Source organism: Mucilaginibacter gilvus (assembly GCF_004054195.1).
GTDB classification, from domain to species: Bacteria; Bacteroidota; Bacteroidia; order Sphingobacteriales; family Sphingobacteriaceae; genus Mucilaginibacter; species Mucilaginibacter gilvus.
Genome location: NZ_SBIW01000003.1, coordinates 251,599 through 273,500, shown reverse-complemented (window position 1 = coordinate 273,500; position 21,902 = coordinate 251,599). Strand labels below are relative to the sequence as shown.

At 46.7% G+C, this 21,902-nt stretch carries 16 protein-coding genes; 7 read left to right on the top strand and 9 right to left on the bottom strand.

What is annotated here, in order from left to right:
- From EPL05_RS07185 to EPL05_RS07165, 5 genes are all read left to right on the top strand, one after another.
- Nucleotides 1–1,509, top strand: a complete 1,509-nt coding sequence (locus EPL05_RS07185; protein WP_128533278.1) for a RagB/SusD family nutrient uptake outer membrane protein — start codon at nt 1–3, stop codon at nt 1,507–1,509.
- 17 nt (nt 1,510–1,526) lie between these two features.
- The gene (locus EPL05_RS07180) at nt 1,527–3,608 is read left to right on the top strand and encodes a hypothetical protein (protein ID WP_128533277.1); all 2,082 of its coding nucleotides are present in this window, start codon (nt 1,527–1,529) and stop codon (nt 3,606–3,608) included.
- Nucleotides 3,609–3,618: 10 nt separating this feature from the next.
- Entirely contained in the window at nt 3,619–4,515 is an 897-nt protein-coding gene (locus EPL05_RS07175) for a PKD domain-containing protein (protein ID WP_128533276.1), read from the top strand.
- Between the two features lie 6 nt (nt 4,516–4,521).
- On the top strand, nt 4,522–5,547 hold the full coding sequence (locus EPL05_RS07170) for a family 16 glycosylhydrolase (protein WP_128533275.1): 1,026 nt from the start codon (nt 4,522–4,524) through the stop codon (nt 5,545–5,547).
- A 63-nt stretch (nt 5,548–5,610) separates the two neighbouring features.
- Entirely contained in the window at nt 5,611–6,495 is an 885-nt protein-coding gene (locus tag EPL05_RS07165; protein ID WP_128533274.1) for a glycoside hydrolase family 16 protein, read from the top strand.
- 62 nt (nt 6,496–6,557) lie between these two features.
- On the opposite strand, the gene EPL05_RS07160 is transcribed toward EPL05_RS07165, so the two are convergent.
- From EPL05_RS07160 to EPL05_RS07140, 5 genes are all read right to left on the bottom strand, one after another.
- Entirely contained in the window at nt 6,558–7,967 is a 1,410-nt protein-coding gene (locus EPL05_RS07160; RefSeq protein ID WP_128533273.1) for an efflux transporter outer membrane subunit, read from the bottom strand.
- A 16-nt stretch (nt 7,968–7,983) separates the two neighbouring features.
- Nucleotides 7,984–11,145, bottom strand: coding sequence for an efflux RND transporter permease subunit (locus EPL05_RS07155; protein WP_128533272.1), 3,162 nt, complete (start codon nt 11,143–11,145; stop codon nt 7,984–7,986).
- Nucleotides 11,146–11,180: 35 nt separating this feature from the next.
- Nucleotides 11,181–12,341, bottom strand: coding sequence for an efflux RND transporter periplasmic adaptor subunit (locus EPL05_RS07150; protein ID WP_128533271.1), 1,161 nt, complete (start codon nt 12,339–12,341; stop codon nt 11,181–11,183).
- Nucleotides 12,342–12,619: 278 nt separating this feature from the next.
- Entirely contained in the window at nt 12,620–14,887 is a 2,268-nt protein-coding gene (gene katG / locus EPL05_RS07145; RefSeq protein ID WP_128533270.1) for a catalase/peroxidase HPI, read from the bottom strand.
- 133 nt (nt 14,888–15,020) lie between these two features.
- Nucleotides 15,021–15,551, bottom strand: a complete 531-nt coding sequence (locus EPL05_RS07140; RefSeq protein ID WP_128533269.1) for a hypothetical protein — start codon at nt 15,549–15,551, stop codon at nt 15,021–15,023.
- Between the two features lie 217 nt (nt 15,552–15,768).
- Between EPL05_RS07140 and EPL05_RS07135 the strand changes: the two genes are divergently transcribed.
- Both EPL05_RS07135 and EPL05_RS07130 read left to right on the top strand, forming a co-directional pair.
- Entirely contained in the window at nt 15,769–16,446 is a 678-nt protein-coding gene (locus EPL05_RS07135; RefSeq protein WP_128533268.1) for a hypothetical protein, read from the top strand.
- Between the two features lie 89 nt (nt 16,447–16,535).
- A complete protein-coding gene (locus tag EPL05_RS07130; RefSeq protein WP_128533267.1) occupies nt 16,536–16,988 on the top strand; it encodes a GNAT family N-acetyltransferase in 453 nt (150 codons plus the stop codon).
- A 124-nt stretch (nt 16,989–17,112) separates the two neighbouring features.
- On the opposite strand, the gene EPL05_RS07125 is transcribed toward EPL05_RS07130, so the two are convergent.
- From EPL05_RS07125 to EPL05_RS07110, 4 genes are read right to left on the bottom strand one after another with little or no spacing between them, the layout of a single operon-like run.
- Nucleotides 17,113–17,853, bottom strand: coding sequence for a glycoside hydrolase family 16 protein (locus EPL05_RS07125; protein ID WP_128533266.1), 741 nt, complete (start codon nt 17,851–17,853; stop codon nt 17,113–17,115).
- A gap of 26 nt (nt 17,854–17,879) precedes the next feature.
- Nucleotides 17,880–19,220 carry a glycoside hydrolase family 18 protein gene (locus tag EPL05_RS07120; RefSeq protein WP_128533265.1) on the bottom strand — a complete coding sequence of 447 codons (1,341 nt, stop codon included), beginning with the start codon at nt 19,218–19,220 and terminating at the stop codon, nt 17,880–17,882.
- Nucleotides 19,221–19,253: 33 nt separating this feature from the next.
- Nucleotides 19,254–20,261 carry a glycosyl hydrolase family 18 protein gene (locus EPL05_RS07115; protein WP_166727656.1) on the bottom strand — a complete coding sequence of 336 codons (1,008 nt, stop codon included), beginning with the start codon at nt 20,259–20,261 and terminating at the stop codon, nt 19,254–19,256.
- A gap of 7 nt (nt 20,262–20,268) precedes the next feature.
- The gene (locus EPL05_RS07110; protein WP_128533263.1) at nt 20,269–21,873 is read right to left on the bottom strand and encodes a SusD/RagB family nutrient-binding outer membrane lipoprotein; all 1,605 of its coding nucleotides are present in this window, start codon (nt 21,871–21,873) and stop codon (nt 20,269–20,271) included.
- Nucleotides 21,874–21,902: the final 29 nt, after the last annotated feature.

The following is a 21,902-nucleotide window of genomic DNA, read 5'->3' as shown; positions in this document are numbered from 1 at the left end:
ATGAAAAAGATATATATGAAGATGATTGCCCTGGTTGTTGTTGCAACGATAATGGGTTCATGTAAAAAGTTTATTGATTATAATCCGCACGAAGATTTTATCGTAACCGATCTGGATTACTTTAAATCTGAAAGCGATTACCGCGCCATGGTTAACAGTGCATACACACCTGTGCAATGGTTAAACCAGGCTACCGTAATTGGCGATGTAGCATCTGACAATTCAGTTGCAGGTGGCGAGAGTGCCTCTGATGTGCTTGCGCTGCAACAGATAGACGATTTTACGCTTACGCCGATAAATTCAGCGCTTGAGGACCTGTATAGGGTAGCCTATGAAGGCGTTAACCGCACCAACTACATTGTTCAAAACAAGGACAAGAACCCTGCTGGTGAAACCATTAATTTCAGTGGTAAGGATGCCATGTACGGCGAGGTTTATTTCCTGCGCGCCTACTACTACTTTACATTGGTAAAAATGTGGGGCGATGTGCCTTTGTTCCTTGATAAGCGCATCTCGCTTACCGATGCAAGAACACTCGCGCGCTCGCCAAAAACCGAAGTGTATGCACAGATAGAGAAGGACCTGATTGCTGCAATTGCCGCTTTACCCGCAACACAATCGCAACAGGGCCGCATTACTAAATACGCTGCCCAGGGCCTATTAGGAAAAGTTTATTTGTACGAGAATAAATTCCAGGAAGCAGATGCCGTGCTGGAGCCAATAATTGCAGCTAATGCATTTACCCTGGTTGCCGATTATCCATCCATATACCTGGCATCAGGCGAAAACGGCAGCGAATCTGTTTTCGAGATCCAATACACCAACGGTTCGCCATATTACAACTGGGGTGGTGCAACCCGCGGCCAGGGCAACTACGCTGTACAGCAAAACGGTATAAGAGGCATTAGCGGCAGCGGCGCAATGCCTTACGCAGCGGGCTGGAGCACCAATCTGCCGTCGCAAAATCTGGCTAACGCTTATGCAGCCGGCGATCAGCGTAAGGATATCACCGCTTTCAATATCGAGGCATATAAAGCAGCACACCCCGACTATGGCATCAGCTACCAGGTTGCGCCTTATAAAAACACCGGCCTTTACAACGGCAAATATTTACCGCGCAAGGGAGAAACGTCGGGCCAGATAGAGTTAAACTACCTCAATAACTTCCGTGTGATGCGTTATTCAGAAGTTTTGCTGATGGCTGCCGAAGCTCTAAACCGCGGCGGTGGTGATAATGCGAAAGCGCTGAATTATCTTAACCAGGTACGCCGCCGTGCATTTAAAGATAATGCACACGATGCTACTGCCACGGGCGATGCGCTTAAACAAGCTATTTGGGATGAGCGCAGGCTGGAGCTGGCTATGGACGGCGACCGCTTTTTCGACCTTGTTAGAACCGGGCAGGCAGCAACCAAACTTACCGGTTTTACAGCAGGTAAAAATGAGTTGTTCCCTATCCCACAGACAGAGATAACCATTACAGGTATCACACAAAACCCCGGCTATTAACCTTAATTATTACAGATATGAAGGCAATAAAATATTATTTAGCATTAACCCTGGCACTGGCCGCAGTAGCGGGCTGTAAAAAGGATTATATTGACACATCGTTTGTTTCCCAGGCCGCCGCGCCCGGTAAACTGGCTGTGTTATTCAACATTACACAGGATAATACCGGCCTGGTTACCATTATACCGGGCGGTGAAGGTGTAACCAGCTACGATGTTTATTTTGGCGACGTCGGCGATACTTATGCCAAGGTAAACGCAGGCAAAACCATCAACCATAAGTATGCAGAGGGCGCTTATACTGTAAAATTGGTTGGGCACAACATTGGCGGTAAAACCGTTGAGTTTACCCAGGCGCTTACCGTATCATTCCGCGCTCCCGCAAACCTCACATCGGCTGTAACCACCAATGGTTTAACGGTTACGGTAGATGCAAAAGCAGACTATGAGACCATGTATCATGTTTACTACGGTGATGAAACTGGCACTATCCCTGAACCGTTCGACACCTTCCTGGAAGGTCAGCCAGCCGCACATACTTACAAAGCAGCCGGTACTTATACCGTACGCGTTGTCGCACTCAGCGGCGGCGTAGCTACCACCCAGGCTACGCAGGTTATTAAGGTTGGCAAGCAGATAGACTTACCGCTAAGCTTTGACGACCCTAACTACGATTATACAACCAGCGATTTTGGTGGCAATCAATCCGGCGTAGCAGCCGACCCTGCAAATGCCGCGAACAAAGTTTTAAAAGTTACTAAACCAGGCGGTGCCGAGGTATGGGCGGGTACAACTTTAGGCGTAGCAACCGGGTTTGCAACCAAAGTTGGCATTACTGTAGCTAACTCGAAAATGACGGCGAGAATTTACTCTCCTGCTGCCGGCTTAACTATCAAGTTAAAGTTAGAAGACCATGCCAACGGCGCAAATTCTGTTGAAACAGACACAAAAACAACCGTGGCCAATACATGGGAAACCTTAACGTTCGATTTTAAAAACAACTCGGCAGGTACCCCGGCTATTAACCCGGCGTTTACTTATGATAAAGCTTCGATGTTTTTTGACTTTGGCACGGGCGGAAGCGGTAAAGTGTTTTATATGGACGACCTGAAAATGAGCGTGCCTATCCAACAAATTAGCTTACCGGTAACGTTTGATGCATTAAATACAGATTACACCGTTACCGATTTTGGCAACAACAGCACTATAGATGCAGTTGACCCGGTCAACGCCGCTAATAAGGTTAAAAAGACCACTAAACCCGGTGGTGCCGAAGTTTGGGCAGGTGTTACCATTGGTACCCCGGCAGGCTTTGCAACCAAAGTACCTATAACAGCGGGTTTTGCTCAAATGACACTGCGCGTATACTCCCCGGCGGCTGGCTTAACCATCAAATTAAAATTGGAAGATCATACCAACGGCGCAAAATCTGTTGAGACAGACGTAGTAACCACATTAGCCAACCAATGGGAAACCTTAACGTTCAACTTCCTGAACAATTCGGCAGGTACACCGGCCTTTAGCGCAACTACTAATTACGATAAAGCGTCTGTATTTTTCGACTTTGGCGTAGCCGGTTCTGGCAAAGTATTTTATTGGGATGATTTAAAAGTTTTACCTGCTCCTTCATCGGTTTTAGGTATCCCGCTCGATTTTCAATCGTCAACGCTAAACTACGCCTTTACCGATTTTGAAGGCGGTAACGTTACCGTGGTAAATAACCCGGCTTCGGGTGGTATAAACACCAGTACAAAAGTCGCCAAGATGATAAAAAATCCGGGCGCAACTTATGGCGGCAGCTTTATTACGCTTGATAACCCGATCGACTTCACCAAGAAGACCTTTAAAATGAAGGTATGGTCGCCAAGGGTTGGCGCTAAGGTACTGCTTAAAGTAGAGAACCTTACCAACGGCGGTATCAGTTTCGAAAAAGAGGTATCGACTACAAAAGCTAATGAATGGGAAGAATTAACTTTCGATTATAGCGCCATCAATACCGCAAACTATTATCAAAAGATAGTACTCATATTTGATAACGGTACAGCAGGCGATGGGTCGGCCAATTACACTTTCTATTTTGATGATATAACACTTAATTAATTTAACAACAATGAAGATCAATATAAAAGTATTAACAGCGGCTTGCCTGCTGGCTGTTATAGCGGTGGTGAGCTGTAAAAAGCAGGAGTATACCTTCGGGAAGATCATCACCCCTACCGATGTGGCTGTAACTACGCAAATTGAAGGTGTAGATGCAGCTAACCCAAATGGAGGTGGCAGTGGTAATGTAAGTATTACTACCACAGCAACCGGTGCAGTATCCTACAAGGTAGATTATGGTGATGGCAATGTGGAAATTGTGCCAACCGGTAAGGTAACGCACAAATATTCCAACCCCGGCACTTCCGATTATACCATAATTGTTAGTGCAATAGGTACCGGTGGGGTAACCTCAACCACTACCAAAAAGATAACCGTTTTTGTAGCGTTCGAGATACCTTCTGCTCTATTGGTAAACCTCACCGGCAGTGGCGCTAAAACCTGGGTGTCTGCCCGCGAAACTCCCGGGCACGTAGGTGTTGGCCCTACTAACACATACAGCTCAGACTATTACAGCGCCGACCCTAACCAGCGTGCCGAGTGCTTATATGATGATGAGATGACCTTTAGCAAGGATGCCAATAACAACGTGACCCTTACTATTAACAACAAGGGGCAATCGTTCTCTATAGCTGCTGCAAGTGCTTCTTACGGTGCATCCGGCGGCGACAATTGCTACACCATTGATGTTTCGGCACCACGTAAGCTTACCTTCATGAATGCAACTTCCAGCTCAACAGCCGCAAACTCTACGCGCATACAATTCGTAGTTCCAGGTAACGGTTTAATAAACTTTGGCACTGGTGGCAATACTTATGAAATACTGTCGATCACCGCAAGCACAATTACCCTGCGTAACATCGGTATCGACGGGCTTGCCTGGTATCAGAAATTTAAAGTTAAATAATAAGATATGAAAAACTTAAACATCTATATGGTAATTGCACTTGTGGCCTTGTTCACAAGTTGCAGCAAAGACAATAACAAAACCGACTCTACAAAGCCGGCGAGTATTGAGATAAAAACAGTTCCGAGTGCGGATAACAGCGGTAACGTAACATTTACGGTTACGGCCACCAACGCGGCATCGTACGAGTTCGATTTCGGCAACGGTGTTTACCAAACTTCAACTACCGGCTCGGTTACTTACAAGTACCCGGTTGCGGGCACTTACACCGTAAAGGTTACCGTTAAAAGCGCCGCAGGCACCACAACTACGCAAACCTCGCAGGTTACCGTGGCAGCGAGCGAGTCGCTCATCTTTTCAGACGAATTTGATAAAGCCGGAGCACCGGATCCCGGCAAATGGGGTTACGACCTGGGCAACAACAACGGTTGGGGTAACAACGAGTTGGAGTACTATACCAACCGCGCCGATAACGTTATCGTGGCAGATGGTAAGCTAAAGATCACCCTCAAGAAGGAGAACTTCAGTGGCTACAACTATACCTCTGCCCGTTTACTGTCTAAAGGGAAATTCAACTTTAAATATGGCCGTGTGGAGTTTAAGGCAAAACTACCTGCAGGCGCCGGTACCTGGCCTGCGCTTTGGGCATTGGGCAGCAGTATAGATACCACCCCATGGCCTGCCTGTGGCGAAATTGATATTATGGAACACGTAGGTAATCAGCAAAACAAAATATTCGCTACGCTGCATTATCCGGGCCATTCTGGCGGTAATGGCGTAGGCAACACCACCATGATACCTACCGCATCAACCGAATTCCATGTTTATAGCATGGAATGGACCCCTACCCAAATGAAGTTTGCTGTTGATGGCACGGTGTTCCATACTTTTGCCAACAGTGCAAGCACACCGTTTAATGACAATTTCTTCCTGATCATGAACTTGGCGATGGGCGGCAACTTTGGCGGCGCGGTAGATACAAGCATCACCAACGCCACTCTGGAAGTTGAGTACGTACGAGTTTACAGATAATAACATCAATAAAAAGAGCACCATAACGGTGCTCTTTTTATTATAATAATCCCTTATTAATTTATGCTTTACAAAAAACATTTCTTTGCTGCCACCATGGCTGCGATAATTGCCCTTCCTGCCTTTTCCCAGGTAAAAAAAACGGTCGCTGCAAAAACAACTGGCGAGGTAATATTTTTCGATGACTTTGCGGGAAACAAGCTCGACCGCAGCAAATGGACGCCTATAGTAACTGGTTTCCACACAAATGGAGAGTTGCAGGCTTACGTAGATTCGGCCAATGTAATTTCTTTCGCAAACGGTGCAGCTGCCGGGGGGGCGAGTAATGGTGCGCTGGTTTTAAGCCCGATGTATTCGCCGGGGTTTAAAACGTTCGACGGGCAGACCTTCGATTTTATATCAGCCAGGCTCACTACCATAAATAAGTTCGATTTCACTTACGGCACTGCCGAAGCCCGTATTAAACTAGTGGGAGCCGATGGCTTATGGCCCGCCTGGTGGATGCTGGGCTACCCTAACTGGCCAGCCGGCGGTGAAACCGATATTATGGAATTTATTGGCGAGGCCGATTGGGTTAGTGCTGCCGTACACGGCCCGGGTTATAGCGGCGAAACCCCTTTTGTTAACCGCTTATATTTTAACAAAAACAATGATGCTACTAAATGGCATACTTACGCGGTAGACTGGACGCCCCAAAGCCTTGTTTTTAAATATGACGGCGTGCCAATGTTCCGGGTGACCAAAACCATGGCACAGCATTACGGTAATTGGGTGTTTACCGATAAACAATATTTGATACTGAACTTTGCAGTAGGCGGCATATACCCTTTCAAAATAAATGGACTTAAAAAACCTTATTATGGCCTATCCGAAGATGCATTGAAACTAATTAAAAATCATAAAGCAAAAATGCTGGTGGACTGGGTTAAAGTTACAAAAAAGGGGTAATTTAGATTTTAACCTTCCTAATCCTAAAAAGGAGATGTTTAATTAGAGCATCTCCTTTTTCATTACCGCCAGCCGCCACCCAAAGCGCGGTATAGGTTCACAATTGCCTGCAGCTCCTGCAACTTATCGTTAACACCACTTAATTGTGCAGATAAGAGGGTTTGCTCGGATGTTAAAACATCCGTATAGTTGGTAGCCGAGCTATAACGTAATAATTCCTGGGTGTACTCTACCGATTTTTGCAGCGCGGTTATCTGCTTGCCGCGGGCATCTTCTTTTTCTATAGCTGTTTGATGGGCATACAAGGCATCAGATACCTCCTGCGCCGCTACCAAAAGGGTTTTCTGGAAACTGTTTAATGCTTGCTGCTGCTGAGCCTGCGCTGTGTGTAAACGGGCTTTATTAATACCCTGGTTAAATATAGGCTGGGTAAGCCCGGCTATGGCATTATAAAATATCGATTTGTTAAAAAAATCGCTCAATTGCAGGCTGGACAAGCCACCCTGCGCAGTGATGGTTAGCTGAGGGTAAAAGTAGCTTTTGGCAACGTTGGTATTCTCAAACGCTACCCTAAAGGCCAGCTCGCTCTGCTGCACGTCGGGGCGATTTATTAGCAGTTGCGCCGGGAAACCGGTTTGCAGGTCGCTCGCTATTTTTTGGCTTGCCAGTGTAGCCCTGCTGACCGGGCCAGGCGGGCGCGAGAGTAAAACATTTAAAGCATTCTCAGTTTCGCGAATGCTGCGTTTAATATCGGGGAGAGATACCTCTGCAGCATACCGGTTAGCCTCGCTTTGTACCACGGCGGCACCGGTAACCACGGCACCTTCTTTCAACTGCCTCATCGTCTCCACGTCCTTTATCCTGTTTTTCAGGGTTTCGAGGGTTATCTCTAATTGCTTGTCTAAAGCCAGTAAGGTAAAATAGTTATTTGCAATATCGGCTACCAACTGTGTTTGTACAGCACGCTTTGCGGCGTCATTCTGCAAAAAACTGGCTAAGGCTGCACGTTTAGTACCGCTTAATTTGCCCCATATATCAGCTTCCCAGGCTGTACTTAAACCAGCCTGGTAGTTGGTAGTTAGCGTGTTTATAGTTACACCTGCCGGGAAATTCAAACCAGCCTGAGATTGTTTTGAGCGGGTTACATTTGCGCTGGCACCGAGGCTTGGCAGAAACGCAGCCTTGCTTTGTTGCAGCGTAGCTTGCGCGGCAAGGATCCGTTGCACGGCCGATTTAAGGTCGAGATTATTGTTAATGCCTTCCTGTATCAAGCTTTTTAAGGCGATGTCGGCAAACAGGCTTTGCCAGGGCAGGGCAGCCATGGTGGCGCTATCCGTTGCCGCAACACCCCGGTACAAACCGCCGGTATTTACATCGGGCGTTTTATAGGTTTTACCAATTCTGCAGGCCGACAGGACACCCGTCATTACAGCAAAAAAGGCTATATATTTTATTATAGATCTGTTCATCATTAAAATATCTTCAAAATTATTTAGCCGGTTTTAGTTCAACCACATCATCATCTTCATCATCGTGCGATTTATCCCGGCCCACCTTCTCCTGCAAATGCTGGAAGATGATAAACAGCACCGGGATCACAAATACACCAAACACTGTCCCCACAAACATGCCGCCTACCGTGCCTACACCAATAGACCTGTTACCATTAGCGCCCGCACCGGTAGAGAACATCAATGGCATAATACCGAAGATAAAGGCGAAGGAAGTCATTAATATAGGGCGTAAACGCGCTTCGGCCCCGGCAATGGCCGATGGAATAAGATCCATTCCCGCTCTGCGGCGGTCCAAAGCAAACTCCACTATCAAAATGGCGTTTTTGGCCAATAGTCCAATGAGCATGATGAGCGATATTTGCAGATAGATGTTACTGCCAATACCAAATATTGTGGCGAACAGATAAGTACCTGCCAAACCAACCGGTAGTGAAAGTAATACTGCAAAAGGCAAAATATAGCTTTCGTACTGCGCACTCAATAAAAAATACACAAATACCAAACACAAGATAAATATGTAAGCCGACTGTGAGCCGGTGCTCAACTCCTCGCGCGTTAAACCCGAGAACTCATAATCATAACCCGCGGGTAAATGTGTTTTTGCAACTTCTTTAATGGCCTTTATGGCGTCGCCGGTGCTGTAACCCGGTTTTGGCGAACCCGATACCGATATTGCGGTAAACAGGTTAAAGCGGGAGATAGCCTCGGGCCCAAACACTCTTTTTAAAGTAATAAATGTGGTAATAGGTGCCATTACACCGGCTTTGTTACGCACAAATATTTTGCTTAACCCTGTTTCGTTGGCGCGGTAATCGTAATCGGCCTGCACCATAACGCGGTACTGCTTGCCAAACTGGTTAAAGTTTGAAGCGTATAAACCACCATAGTAACCCTGTAATGTACTCAATACCGAGTTTACGGTTACACCCGCCTCTTTACATTTAGCCACGTTTACATCCACCTGGAACTGCGGAAAATTTGGATTGAAAGATGAGTTTAAGCTCTGTATCTCCGGGCGTTGCTTAAGTGCCGCCTGGAAGCTGTTACTCACCTTAAATAATTCATCAACCGTATGGCCGCCTTTATCCTGCAATTCGAACGAAAATCCGTCGCTATTGCCAAACCCCTGTAGCGTGGGCGGCGAAAAATAAAATACACTTGCCTCGCGCAGATCCTTTGTTTTATAAAACAGCTTGCCGATAATACTTTCCAGACTCTGCTCCTTCTCTTTACGCTGATCCCAGTCCTTCAGTTTTAAGATCACCATAGCATACGCGCTACCCGAGCCTGCAAGAAAGTTAAAGCCAACCAGTTTTAGCGAGTTCTCAACCTCGGGAAAAGTGCGGCCTATACTGTCTATTTTACTTGCAACTGCCGAAGTACGTTCCATTGACGAGGCCGGTGGCAAACTAATAGCCGCGAATATAGTCCCCTGGTCTTCGTTAGGCACAAAACTGGATGGCGTGGTTTTAACGAGGTAAACAAACACTGCCGAAAATACGGCCACAGCCGAAAGCGCTATCCATTTGCGATGAGATAAAAAGCCGATAGATTTTTTATACTTACCGCTCACCGCATCAAAGGCGGTATTGAATACTACATAAAAGTGATTGATAAAACCATGCTTTTTAGTCCCTTTCTGGTGCGGTTTTAAAAACAGCGCGCACAAGGCAGGGCTTAACGTTAAGGCATTTACGGCCGATAATAAAATGGCCACTGCCAGAGTAATACCAAATTGTTTGTAAAACACCCCTGTTGAACCAGAGATAAACGTAACCGGTAAAAACACTGCCGACATAACCAATGTGATGGAAATAATAGCACCCGAGATCTCGTTCATAGCATCAACAGATGCCTTGCGTGCCGATTTATAGCCCTTGTCCAATTTGGCATGCACCGCTTCTACCACCACAATTGCATCATCCACCACAATACCTATGGCCAGCACCAGCGCAAACAACGTTAGCAGGTTAATGGTAAAGCCAAACAGGTTAAGGAAGAAGAATGTACCCAAAATAGCCACGGGTACCGCTATAGCAGGAATGAGTGTAGAGCGGAAATCCTGCAAAAAAACAAACACAACTATAAACACCAGTATAAAGGCCTCTATCAACGTGCTGATAACTTTCTCTATCGATGCATTTAAAAACTCATTGGCATCAACCAGGTAGGCTATTTTTACGCCCTTCGGAAATTTTTCGGATGCTTCATCCAAGATCTTTTTGGTATTGTCGATCACATCACGGGCGTTTGAGCCCGCGGTTTGGCTGATGGCCACACCAACTGACTCATGCCCATTGGTCACTTCCTGGAAAGAATAATCAAGCGCGCCAAGTTCTACCCGGGCAATATCGTTCAAGCGCAATAGCTGCCCGTTCCCTACCGATTTAATGATAATATCACCAAATTCCTTGGCAGATTGCAAGCGCCCCTTATAACGGATCACATACTGAAAGGGCTCGTGGCTGTTCTCGCCAAACTTGCCCGGCGCGGCTTCTATATTTTGCTCGTTCAGCGCCTCGGTAACATCATCGGGTATCAAACCATAGCGCGACATTACATCGGGCTTCAGCCAAATCCTCATGGAGTAATCTTTAGAGCCGAATACCATGGCATTACCAACGCCTGTTACACGCTGTATGGCAGGCACCAGGTTTATCTTGGTGTAATTCTGCAGAAAGGTTTCGTCGTAGGTTTTGTCCTCGCTGTAAAGCGAAAAAATGATAAGGTTACTGCTTTGACTTTTGGATACCGATACCCCCGACTGTGTTACCACCAGTGGTAGTAAACTTGTTGCGCGCGATACCCTGTTCTGTACGTTTACAGCTGCAAGGTCGGGATTGGTGCCTACTTTAAAATATACGGTGATGGATGCAGATCCATCATTACTGGCGCTGGAGGTCATGTAGGTCATGTTTTCCACCCCGTTTATCTGCTCCTCCATCGGGATGATAACACTTTTTAAAACTACATCGGCATTTGCGCCGCTATAAAAAGCCTGCACCTGCACGGTTGGCGGCGCTATATCCGGGTATTGAGAAACTGGGAGGGTAATAAGGCCCAAAACACCCAGTATTACCAATATCACTGATATTACGGTAGATAAAACCGGGCGTTCTATGAATTTTTTAAGCATGATATTGCTTTAATGTATAAGCTAAAAAGGTTTATTTATTTAAGGGCGCTGTAAACGGATGCTGCACTCACTATAATAGGTTTAACTATTGTGCCATCGGCTATATTGCCAGAGCTTTCCAGGATGATCTTATCACCGGTTTTTACCCCTTGGGTAACAACATAAAATTGGCCGGCTGTGTTATCCATTACTTTTACAGCCACATTTTTTACCTTATTCTGTGCATCTACAACGTACACAAAACGTTTGTCCTGTAATTCGTAAGTGGCGCTTTGCGGTACCAAAATGGCATCTTTTATGATATTGGGGATTCGTAATGTGGCGCTGCTTCCGCTGCGGATGAGCCCGCGTGGGTTAACAAAATTGGCACGTACATTGGCGGCACCAGTTGCAGTATTAATAAGGCCGTTCACGGTTTCAACCCGGCCGGTATGCTCATAAGTAGTTCCGTCTGATAAAATAAGCGATACATTGGGCATTTTACTGATAACCGCTTTTAACGATCTGGTCCCCGTGCTATCCCTGTTCAGATCAAGCAATTGCTTTTCGTTCATGGCGAAGTAGGCATATACATTGGCAGTATTGTAAACCGTGGTTAATGGATCTGTTGTAGTGCCGTTTACCAAACTGCCCAATTTAAATGGCAATGAACCAATAACCCCGCTTACCGGGCTGGTAATGGTGGTATAACCTAAGTTAACCTGCGCATTTGCCAGCGCTGCTTTTGCCTGTGCCAAAGCAGCAGCCTTAGATTGCTGCGTATACTCGGCCGATTCCAGCTCATATTTGCTGATGATATCTTTTTCAACCAGCGGTTTTACTTTGTTTACCTGCATCCGTGCGAGCGCAAGATCGGCTTCGCCAGTCTTAATGCCTGCCCTGGCAGTACGCACTTCCTGCTCGTACTGCGGGGCGTTTATTTTAAAAAGCAACTGGCCTTTGGTTACAATGCTCCCTTCGTCTACAAATATTTTTTCTACGTAGCCGTCAACTTTGGGCCTTATTTCAATATTCTGCTGGCCCTGTATACTTGCAGGATAATCAACATTTAAGGTAGCGCTGTGCGGCTGTAATTCAAGCACCTTATAACCCAGTACCTGGGTGCCCGGCGCACCGGCACTCTGTTGTTTTTTACCGCCGCAGGATGCTAAGATTATGCATCCTACAAAGCCCATGAAAAATAAGTTTCTTATCATCAACCGTCTTCTACCTAAAAGAAATGTTTGAGCGTCTATCGATCCAAAGGTCCTTATCTTCATTTCCATTTATATCATTATTACAAAACGAGGCAAATGTAAATATCACATCATCAATAAAAGACATTGCCGCCTGTAATTTTCATAGGACAATTAGTAGATACCCTTATTTGAACTACGGCTGCCTTAAAAACATGCATCGCGACATAAAAAAAGAGGCTGCTTCATCAATATGAAACAGCCTCTTGTATATCACTTTAATTTGCTCTTAACCCATCTTACACCAGATCAAACCTATCCAGATTCATTACTTTATTCCAGGCGGCCACAAATTCTTTTACAAACTTATCGCCGGCGTCTGCACTTGCGTACACTTCGGCAAGGGCTCTGAGTTCGGAGTTGGAACCAAATACAAGGTCGGCACGGGTTGCCGTCCATTTTACTTCACCGGTGCTACGGTTTCTTCCTTCGTAAATCTCCCTTCCGGTGGCTGCTGCTTTCCATGCAGTGCCCATGTCCAGCAGATTTACAAAAAAGTCGTTGGTTAACAGGCCTGGTGTAGAAGTGAATACACCGTGGTTAGAACCGTCAAAGTTTGTACTCAGCACGCGCAAACCACCAATAAGCACGGTTAATTCAGGGGCTGTAAGTGTGAGCAGCTGCGCTTTATCTATCAGCAATTCTTCAGTTGAAACCGCGATCTTTGATTTACGATAATTACGGAAACCATCTGCAGCAGGCTCCAGGTAGCCAAATGATTCTACATCGGTTTGTTCCTGTGAAGCATCGGCACGGCCAGGTGTAAACGCTACCGTAATATCTTTCCCTGCATCTTTTGCCGCTTTTTCAACGCCTGTGCTACCGGCAAGTACAATCAGGTCGGCCATCGAAACCTTCCCTCCATCTGCACTATTAAATTCCTTTTGAATACCCTCCAGTACACCCAGCACTTTTTGCAACTGCGACGGGTTATTTGCCTGCCAGTACCTTTGCGGTGCTAAACGGATACGGGCACCATTAGCACCGCCACGCTTATCAGAACCGCGGAAGGTAGAAGCCGAGGCCCAGGCTGTGGAAACCAGTTCAGATACGCTTAAGCCAGAACCTAAAACCTTTGCTTTGAGATCTGCAATATCGGCATCATTTATTAAAGCATGATCAACTGCGGGGATAGGGTCCTGCCAAAGCAATACCTCTTGTGGTACATCATTACCAAGGTAACGGGCACGTGGGCCCATATCGCGGTGGGTTAATTTAAACCAGGCGCGCGCAAAGGCATCCGAGAACGCTCCATGGTCTTCCAGGAAACGCCTTGATATTTTTTCGTAAGATGGATCGAACCTTAAAGCAAGATCAGTAGTAAGCATGGTTGGCAAGTGCTTTTTTGAGCTGTCGTACGCATCAGGAATAATAGCCTTTGCATTTTTTGCAACCCATTGATGAGCGCCGCCAGGGCTTTTAGATAGTTCCCATTCAAATCCGAGCAGGTTTTCGAAAAAATTATTGCTCCATTGCGTAGGTGTTGTGGTCCAGGTGACCTCCAAGCCGCTGGTAATGGTATCCGCTCCTTTACCCGAACCGTAGCTATTGTTCCAGCCAAATCCCTGCATCTCAACGTCTACAGCTTCTGGTTCTTTACCCACATGGTCAGAAGTGGCGGCCCCGTGGGTTTTACCAAAACTGTGCCCCCCTGCTATGAGTGCAACTGTTTCTTCATCGTTCATAGCCATGCGCGCGAAAGTCTCGCGGATGTCTTTGGCGGCAGCGATGGGGTCAGGATTACCATCCGGGCCTTCAGGGTTTACATATATTAAACCCATGTGCGCGGCCCCAAGCGGTTTTTCCAAATTCTGTGAATGATGTTCGCCAACAGCATCCTCATCAGATACCAGTACACCATGCCCCTCAACACCCGGCGAACCATCCGGGTAACGCTTATCGTTGCCCAGCCAGGTGGTTTCGGAGCCCCAATAAACCGATTCATCCGCCTCCCAAACATCTTCGCGCCCGCCTGCAAAACCAAACGTTTTAAAACCCATCGATTCCAGTGCTATGTTACCGGTAAGGATCATCAGATCTGCCCATGAAATTTTACGGCCATATTTTTGTTTAATTGGCCAAAGCAGCCTGCGGGCTTTATCAAGGCTTACGTTATCGGGCCAACTGTTTAACGGTGCAAAACGTTGCAACCCTGCTCCTGCCCCGCCACGGCCATCGCCTACACGATAAGTACCAGCACTGTGCCATGCCATCCTGATAAATAAGCCTCCATAGTGGCCAAAGTCTGCCGGCCACCAATCCTGTGAGTCGGTCATTAAAGCGTGAAGATCTTGTTTAACTGCTTCCAGGTCGAGGCTTTTAAATTCTTCGGCATAGTTAAAATCGTTACCCATTGGGTTTGATAAAGATGACTGCTGGCGCAGGATATTCAGTTTTAGCTGATTGGGCCACCAGTCGTGGTTGCGGGTACCGCCACCGGCAGTATTGTGTTTCATCTCACCGTTATGAAACGGGCATTTGCTGATGTCGTTTGAATCGTTTTCCATTTTTTATAGGTTTCTGTTAAGTATTTGGTTTTACAGAGAATTATAAAATTAGGGTTTTGAAAGGGATAATCCCAATCGATTAATTCTATAGGAAATAGTTAAAAACTATTGATGCAGATGTTATCGGGAGAAATTATTTTTTTACTGCATGGCCCACAAAATAGCCTATGATGAGGGCGACCACAATAAGCGCCCACCAAATGTATTGGCGCATTTTAAGGCCGGCAATTGCCCTTTGGTTCAGGAGCTTTTCGTTCTGGAGGGAAAGGTTTTGTTGCTGTAATTTGGATAGGATGCTGTTCACCTCTGTTGGTTTTGCCTGTTCCGCCTGGTAGCGTTTGAGGAAGCCGCCCGCTTTCAGGAACTTATCTCCCTTTAGCTTCAGTACCAGTTTTTCGGGGAGGTCGTAATCGCCGTGCTTGCCGGTTTCGGCTACGAGGCCCTCCCTTATTAATATTTGAACGAGGGCGAAGGCGGAAGCTTCATCCTGGTCGAACAGGGTAAGCAATTGGTTGCGTGTTAAGCTATCCGGGATGCCAAAGGCTTCCAGCACCGCGTCCAGCATTTCACATTCGTATTCGTTCAGTTCTACCACTTCAGCAAATTTAGCAATATCTGCTATAAATTTTTTACCAGTTATGCTTTTGTACAGCCTTACATCCAAACCATCGGTTTCCTATACCTACAGAACAAAGCAGCGCAATAAGTACCCGACAGGGTTTACAAAAGTTTACACTATTTCAAAATATTTTTTATAAATAACTGATTATTAAATATTTACACTTTATAGTGGGTTTACACTTTTTTATAAAAATAAACATAATGACGTTTGCATTTATAAAGATTATTCTTTATTTTTATCTTTATAAATAAAGAATAAGATGAATAAGAAAACAACCGCCATGGCAACGCTAACTGTTGCGCGACATAAAGTGGATGAACTGCTTGCGCTGAAAAAAATCACAGTAAAAAATTTGGAGGAACTCACCGTTGCCGAGCGTGAAATGTTCCAGGAAAGGCTCGCCCAAATATTAGCAGACTCGAAAGGCGCAGAACGAGACAACCTTTTAGCTAAAATAGACTCGATCCTCCCCGACAGGACAAAAAACGACCTGTGGGAACATAATCATACCGTGATCCGCAGTGCCATTTCGGATTTTATGCGCCAGTATGGCGTTATGCCCACCAAAAGCGCCATAGCCGAAGAAACGGGCCTCAGCCGGCAAACGGTGATCAAGCATTTAAAAGAATACAAGTCGCACCCGGAATTTATAGCCGAAGCCGAGCAATTTAAATTTATGAGCCACGAAATGCTGGCCAACGTATTTAAGTTTGGCCGTAACGGCAACATGCGGGCGGCCAGGCTTTATTTTGAAATGGTTGGCGCCATAAATAAACCCGGCACCAACACCCTTGTAACCGCGCAAAACAACTACATCCAGATAAACAATACCATCCTGAGCCAGGAAAACATAAAGCAGTTAACCGCCGAGCAGTTGCAGCAGATAGAGAATATTGTTAGGGAGAGGGTGATGGAGGGGGCGGGGCGAGTGGTGTAAGGTAGCCTGTTTCTGAAACAAGTTCAGTGTGACAATAAGACGCGGGATAATCAAATTATTCAATTATTTTCGCCCCAATAACATCTCCAATGCACCTCACCCATAAAATCCTCCCCTTCCACCAGCTTAATGTAGACGAGCTTTACCAACTCCTCCGCCTGCGCAGCGAAGTATTTGTGGTAGAACAACACTGTGTATTTTTAGACCAGGACGATAAGGATCAGCAATGCTATCACCTGCTGTTGTATGCTGATGACCAGCTTGCCGCGTACAGCCGGTTGGTGCCTGCCGATTTATCGTATGCGGAACCGGCCATCGGGCGGGTGGTTACTTCACCCGCGTTCAGGGGCAGCGGATTGGGCCGTAAGTTGATGGAGCTTTCCATACAAGGCTGCGAAGAACTGTTTGGCCCTCAAACTATCCGTATCGGCGCACAAACCTATGCGCTGCCGTTTTATACTTCGCTGGGCTTTGTGGAAGATGGCGACCGCTACGACGAAGACGGCATAGAACACATTGAAATGGTAAGGAAACCCGGTTAAAAAAATAAAACCCGGCTGCCTTTAGGCAACCGGGTAAGGAAAAATAATATCGAATTTTGAACGCCGAAGTACTTTTTACTTTACTTCATTATTCGGTATTGGACATTCGGTGTTCGATATTAATCTATTTCCCTGTAAACTTAAAGCTATGGATAACTACCTCAACGGGTTTATCATCGCTTGGGGCGAGCCCTTTAAATAACCACAGGTTTAAGAAAGCCGGCATACTTACGCTACTGATAGATACCGCCGGGCTTTTAAACTCCTTTGTTAAAAACAGGTTGTCGCGGCTGTCGGTATCTAAATGGCCGTACAGGGTTTTAAACGTAACACTTTCGGGCGTACGGATGAAACGCTGGGTGGTGTAGGTACCATTTGGCGAGGTAAATTCTGTTGAATAGCTCGTATGTTTGGGCGGATCGCCGGCCTTTGGGTAAACGGTGTAATTGAGGTTTGGGTAAGCACTGTTGCCCCATCGTGCAAACTCAATATCCATTTCATCCCTTGCATCAACACCCGAGTAGTTGAACAAACCCAGCACAATGTTCTTATCAAACTTGTCCAGGTCGGCATCTATCTGCCATTGGTAAGTACCCATGCCGAAACTGTCGGTACTGCTGACCTCGGCGCATTCCCAGCGGCCGTTAGCCGCGTTCTTACTTATTTTTAAATGCAGCCAGCCGCTCCCATCAACCCATACATTACTTGCCGACCAGTAATTTGGCCCCGGCCCAGTAGGTTCCGCAGGTTCTTTTACGTTCCAGGTGTAGCCACACCATTTAATAGTTTTTGTTTGGGCATTTGCATTACCATGCACAGCCAATAAAAGCAATACAACTGCGGCCCCGAATAATCTTTTCATCATTAGGTTTAATTGGTGTTGGGGTCCACTTATTTCTGGCCGTTATAAAGCGCGAGCATTAAGGAGTTTGCATCCTGTGTATCATAATCGCCACCCCATAAATAGGCGCCTTTAAAACCGCTGGCTTTTACATACTGCGATTTTTTGCTGATCAAAGGCACACCGTTGTAATAAGTCTTTACGCCCAGCTTAGTGGTTACTTCGTTGGCGAAAGCAGCCGGGTCGGCAGCTATGATAGCTTTGTAAGTTGCGTAATCGTACGAACCCCAACTGGCGTTGTTGCCCGCGGCATTCAATTCGTTATAACGTAAACCGAAGGCCGGCATACCTACCACAATTTTGCTGGCCGGCAGGTGGAAGTTTGTCCAGATGTTGGCGCTGCTCACCATAAAATCGTAGCTGGATGATTGATCAACCGGTGCATCTGGTCCTATGTGACCGTTATCCTCGTAAGCGTGGATATTTACCCAGCTTGCGGCAGAAAGATTGGGATACTCCCAGTGTTGATAGTTCACCGTTGCAGTAACCGTAACAATTGCTGTGGCAGGTAAAGCTGCCTTTAATTCGGTAAGGAACGGGCCGATAGCGTGGATATTATCCGGCGCGTTGCCCGAGTTGATATCCGTCATCAGGATATCCACCCCGTCCATCCTTTTTGCGGCGACGTAAGCCTTTACGGCAGCTATAACTTTGGCGCGTTTGCCCGCATCGCGAATGGCGGTACCAAAATCGTTGGTTTCGTAGATGGCCCAGCCGTCGATACCCGAGAGCCTGCCGCTGATGCCCATAATAACGGGCACATGTGCAATATGCGCACGCGCAACCAATTCGTTGGCTTTTTGGTTAACCTCGCCCGATGATACATCCAGGTCGCCCTCAGGGGAAACCAAACCTACCTTGTAGGCAATGTGCGTAACGTTGTTAAAATTCACATTGGCTGCTGATGCATCGCCTGTAAGGTAGCTCATGCTGATATGCGTGTAGGGCTTAAAGGTATAGGTGGTAGGGTTTACCAAAACTTTCGTACTGCGCACAGTAGAATCGCCGTTGTAGGTAACTTTGAGTTTGATGGTGAACTCGCCGCCTGCTTTTGGTGCAAACACAAATTTCTTATCCTTAGATACTTCTACATTGTTCACCTGCCAGCTCACAATCGCTTTATCTGCCGGGGTAATTTCCACGCCGGTAAACTTTGCGGTATCGCCCTCGCTGATCACCTGCGCGCCCGAGAACTGCCGCAGGATATCAAATATGCGCGGCTGAAGCGGGTTAGCCGCCTCTTGCTCCTGCGCTACATCTTTTTTACATCCGGCGCTTATGGCCGCCAGCAAAACCAGCAGGAACGATACTTTTTGATAGATCTTTTTCATTTTCTTATGTTTTGAAATTCCGTAATCTGTAATTTATTTCTTCGCCGCTTTTACTTCGGCATCAATAATATTGAGCAATGAATTTGTGCCACCGGCATCCTGCAAAAGCTGCCAAACCATTATACCGCCGGCCTTTTGCAGTGCCAGCGTGGTTTTGCTTTTGATGGTAGGCTTACCATTGTAATACATGGTGCCACCGGCTGCCACGGTAACCTCATCCTTATCTTCGGCACCGGGATAGGTTTTGATGATATCGGCGAAGGTCATATCCTCGCGAACACCTGCACCAAAACCGTAGCCGTAAAAAGGCAGGCCCAGGCTCAGTTTTTCTTTGGCGATGCCACGTGTACCTGCCCAATAATCCAAATCCTCTACCGCCATATTATAGGGCGAGTGCTGACCGGGTTTCTCGGGTTTCCAGGGGCCGGTTTTATCGTACGACATGATGTTAATAAAATCGAACTGCGCCAGCGCCTTGTTGGTGTACTGCGTGGCATAAACAGTGGCGATGGCGGTGGTAAGCAACTTACTTTTGGGCTGCAGGGCCTTCTTCAGGTCGACTATAAAAGTTTCGTAATTACCGTCCACAAAGCTGCCTTCCAGATCAACGTCGATACCATCAAGGTTATACTGATCTGTCAGCGCTGCAATGCTGCTCACCAGTTTGGCGCGACTACCTTTATCAGCTATCAGCGTGGTATAATACGCCGGGGCAAGCCCGCCGCCTATAGATGCGAGCACCTTTACGTTTTTAGCATGTGCAGCAGCAACCAAAGCGCTCAAACCCTCCACCGCAGTGAAATTACCCGCAGCATCAGGATTAATGAAGGCGATGTTGAGGTGGGTTAGCTTACTGAAATCAAACTTTATAGCCTGCCCGTCCTCCACGTTGTGCGCGCGCAGGTAGCCTACTACTCTAAAGGAGGCGCTTACAGTTGGGGTTGTATCATCAACCTTAACCTCGGGTTTTGCGCCGCCTTTTTTGCAGCTTATCATACCTATCACCATGAAAATGGCGCACCAAATATTCTTGCTCATCATTGTTATATTATAGTTTATCCCACCAAACGCGCGCTGTCCAGTCATCCTGCCCTCCCGGTATCAAAGCGATGGCCTTGTTAATGTTGGTCAGGTTTTGCTCGGTTTCGGTAAGCGGGTATTCAAACCTGCGCGGCGTTGTTGTGGCCGTAGATTCGCCGGTAATGGCAGGCGCTAAAACAGGGAACCCGGTGCGGCGCCAGTTGGCATAAGCCTCGGGGCCGTTAAGCAATAAAGCTACCCATAGTTGTGTATCTATCTGCTTTAGCTCGTTGCCGGGTGCAAGCGGGTTATCTGTTTTAAAGTTTTGGATCTGCGTATCGCTTAAAACCGGACCGCCTTTAAATTCGGCAAGCTGTTTCATAGCAGCAGATACACCATTTTGAAAATGCGTAGCCGCGTTAGCACCCAGGCTTAAGCCCCAGCGCTGAGCTGCTTCTGCTAATAAAAGCTCAGTTTCGGCATAGGTAATGTGGAAGAAAGGCGCGTCGTTTGTGATCATCCAGTTGGCCAATTGCACCTTTTGCCCGTTGTTTGGCACCTGCACTACGCGGCCACCGCCAAGGTCTACATTTATGGCACCTAAGTAATCATCGTAGTTATACTTGCCGGGGCCAACGCCTATGATACCTACCTGCGCTTTTACGCCGTCGGTAACATCCAGCCTTTCCGATGGTTTATCGGGGTTTACCCAATAAGCACGGGCAATGTATTGGAGGCGCGGGTCGTTGGTGCTCTTCATTGCATCAAGTAATGTATTGCAAACACGCGGGCGGCCTTCGTCCGGGTATTGGTTTATGGCAACCGAAACCGAGTTACCGCGGATATCGGCATAGCTATTTTGCACATCGGCATGGTGGGTAATGCAATTATCCGCAGCGCTGGTAAATACACCGGCGGCGTAAGCAGCAAGTACCTGTGCTTTTGCTTTCTCGGGGTCAACCTTGCTTAAGCGCATGGCCAAACGCAGACGCAAAGAATTGGCAAACTTTTTCCAGGCGGCAATATTACCCTGGTAAAATATATCTGCAGATACATTATCCTTCGATGCATCTAACTGGGCCGATGCTTCGGTTAGCTCTTTAAAGAAATCATCATAGATGTCTTTTTGCGCATCGAAAGTAGGGCGGATAACACCTGAGATATAACCGGCACCAGCCTGCTTGTAAGGAATATCGCCATAAAGGTCTGTTATCCTGTCGAAAATGTAAACCTTCATAATACGGCACATGGCGGTAAGGTTCGGTTTAAGCGGGTTTTTAGCAGAGCGGTCCGCAGCGTCAACAATGTTCAGCACATCGTTGGGGTAGCCAAGCTCCCACAATTCCGACATGTATTGCCTGTTCTTCACGTATTCAAAACCGTAGCGGGTGTAATACGCGCCGCCAATTTGCTGCACCAGCGGCATGGTCATGATGATGCCTGTACGCTCATTAATGGTTAGCTCGCCCGAATAGCGCAGCTGTGTAAGCACCAATTGGTTCACCGGCTCGAGGTTACTCGATTTGGTGGGGTCGGTGTTCATGTCACCGAAATCATTAAACTTTTTACACGATACCAAAATCATGGTAACCGTTAAAAGCATGATAGTTAATTTATTTATATGTCTTTTCATCTTTTTATGATTATCTATTTCAATACCCT

Excerpts from the sequence above, each read along its gene's own strand:
- EPL05_RS07170 (WP_128533275.1), top strand. The coding sequence starts at position 4,522 with ATGAAAAACTTAAACATCTATATGGTAATTGCACTTGTGGCCTTGTTC.
- EPL05_RS07115 (WP_166727656.1), bottom strand. The coding sequence starts at position 20,261 with ATGATGAGCAAGAATATTTGGTGCGCCATTTTCATGGTGATAGGTATG.
- EPL05_RS07175 (WP_128533276.1), top strand. The coding sequence starts at position 3,619 with ATGAAGATCAATATAAAAGTATTAACAGCGGCTTGCCTGCTGGCTGTT.
- EPL05_RS07165 (WP_128533274.1), top strand. The coding sequence starts at position 5,611 with ATGCTTTACAAAAAACATTTCTTTGCTGCCACCATGGCTGCGATAATT.
- EPL05_RS07150 (WP_128533271.1), bottom strand. The coding sequence starts at position 12,341 with ATGATAAGAAACTTATTTTTCATGGGCTTTGTAGGATGCATAATCTTA.
- EPL05_RS07155 (WP_128533272.1), bottom strand. The coding sequence starts at position 11,145 with ATGCTTAAAAAATTCATAGAACGCCCGGTTTTATCTACCGTAATATCA.
- EPL05_RS07160 (WP_128533273.1), bottom strand. The coding sequence starts at position 7,967 with ATGATGAACAGATCTATAATAAAATATATAGCCTTTTTTGCTGTAATG.
- EPL05_RS07120 (WP_128533265.1), bottom strand. The coding sequence starts at position 19,220 with ATGAAAAAGATCTATCAAAAAGTATCGTTCCTGCTGGTTTTGCTGGCG.
- EPL05_RS07185 (WP_128533278.1), top strand. The coding sequence starts at position 1 with ATGAAAAAGATATATATGAAGATGATTGCCCTGGTTGTTGTTGCAACG.
- EPL05_RS07110 (WP_128533263.1), bottom strand. The coding sequence starts at position 21,873 with ATGAAAAGACATATAAATAAATTAACTATCATGCTTTTAACGGTTACC.
- EPL05_RS07180 (WP_128533277.1), top strand. The coding sequence starts at position 1,527 with ATGAAGGCAATAAAATATTATTTAGCATTAACCCTGGCACTGGCCGCA.
- EPL05_RS07130 (WP_128533267.1), top strand. The coding sequence starts at position 16,536 with ATGCACCTCACCCATAAAATCCTCCCCTTCCACCAGCTTAATGTAGAC.
- katG (WP_128533270.1), bottom strand. The coding sequence starts at position 14,887 with ATGGAAAACGATTCAAACGACATCAGCAAATGCCCGTTTCATAACGGT.
- EPL05_RS07125 (WP_128533266.1), bottom strand. The coding sequence starts at position 17,853 with ATGATGAAAAGATTATTCGGGGCCGCAGTTGTATTGCTTTTATTGGCT.
- EPL05_RS07135 (WP_128533268.1), top strand. The coding sequence starts at position 15,769 with ATGAATAAGAAAACAACCGCCATGGCAACGCTAACTGTTGCGCGACAT.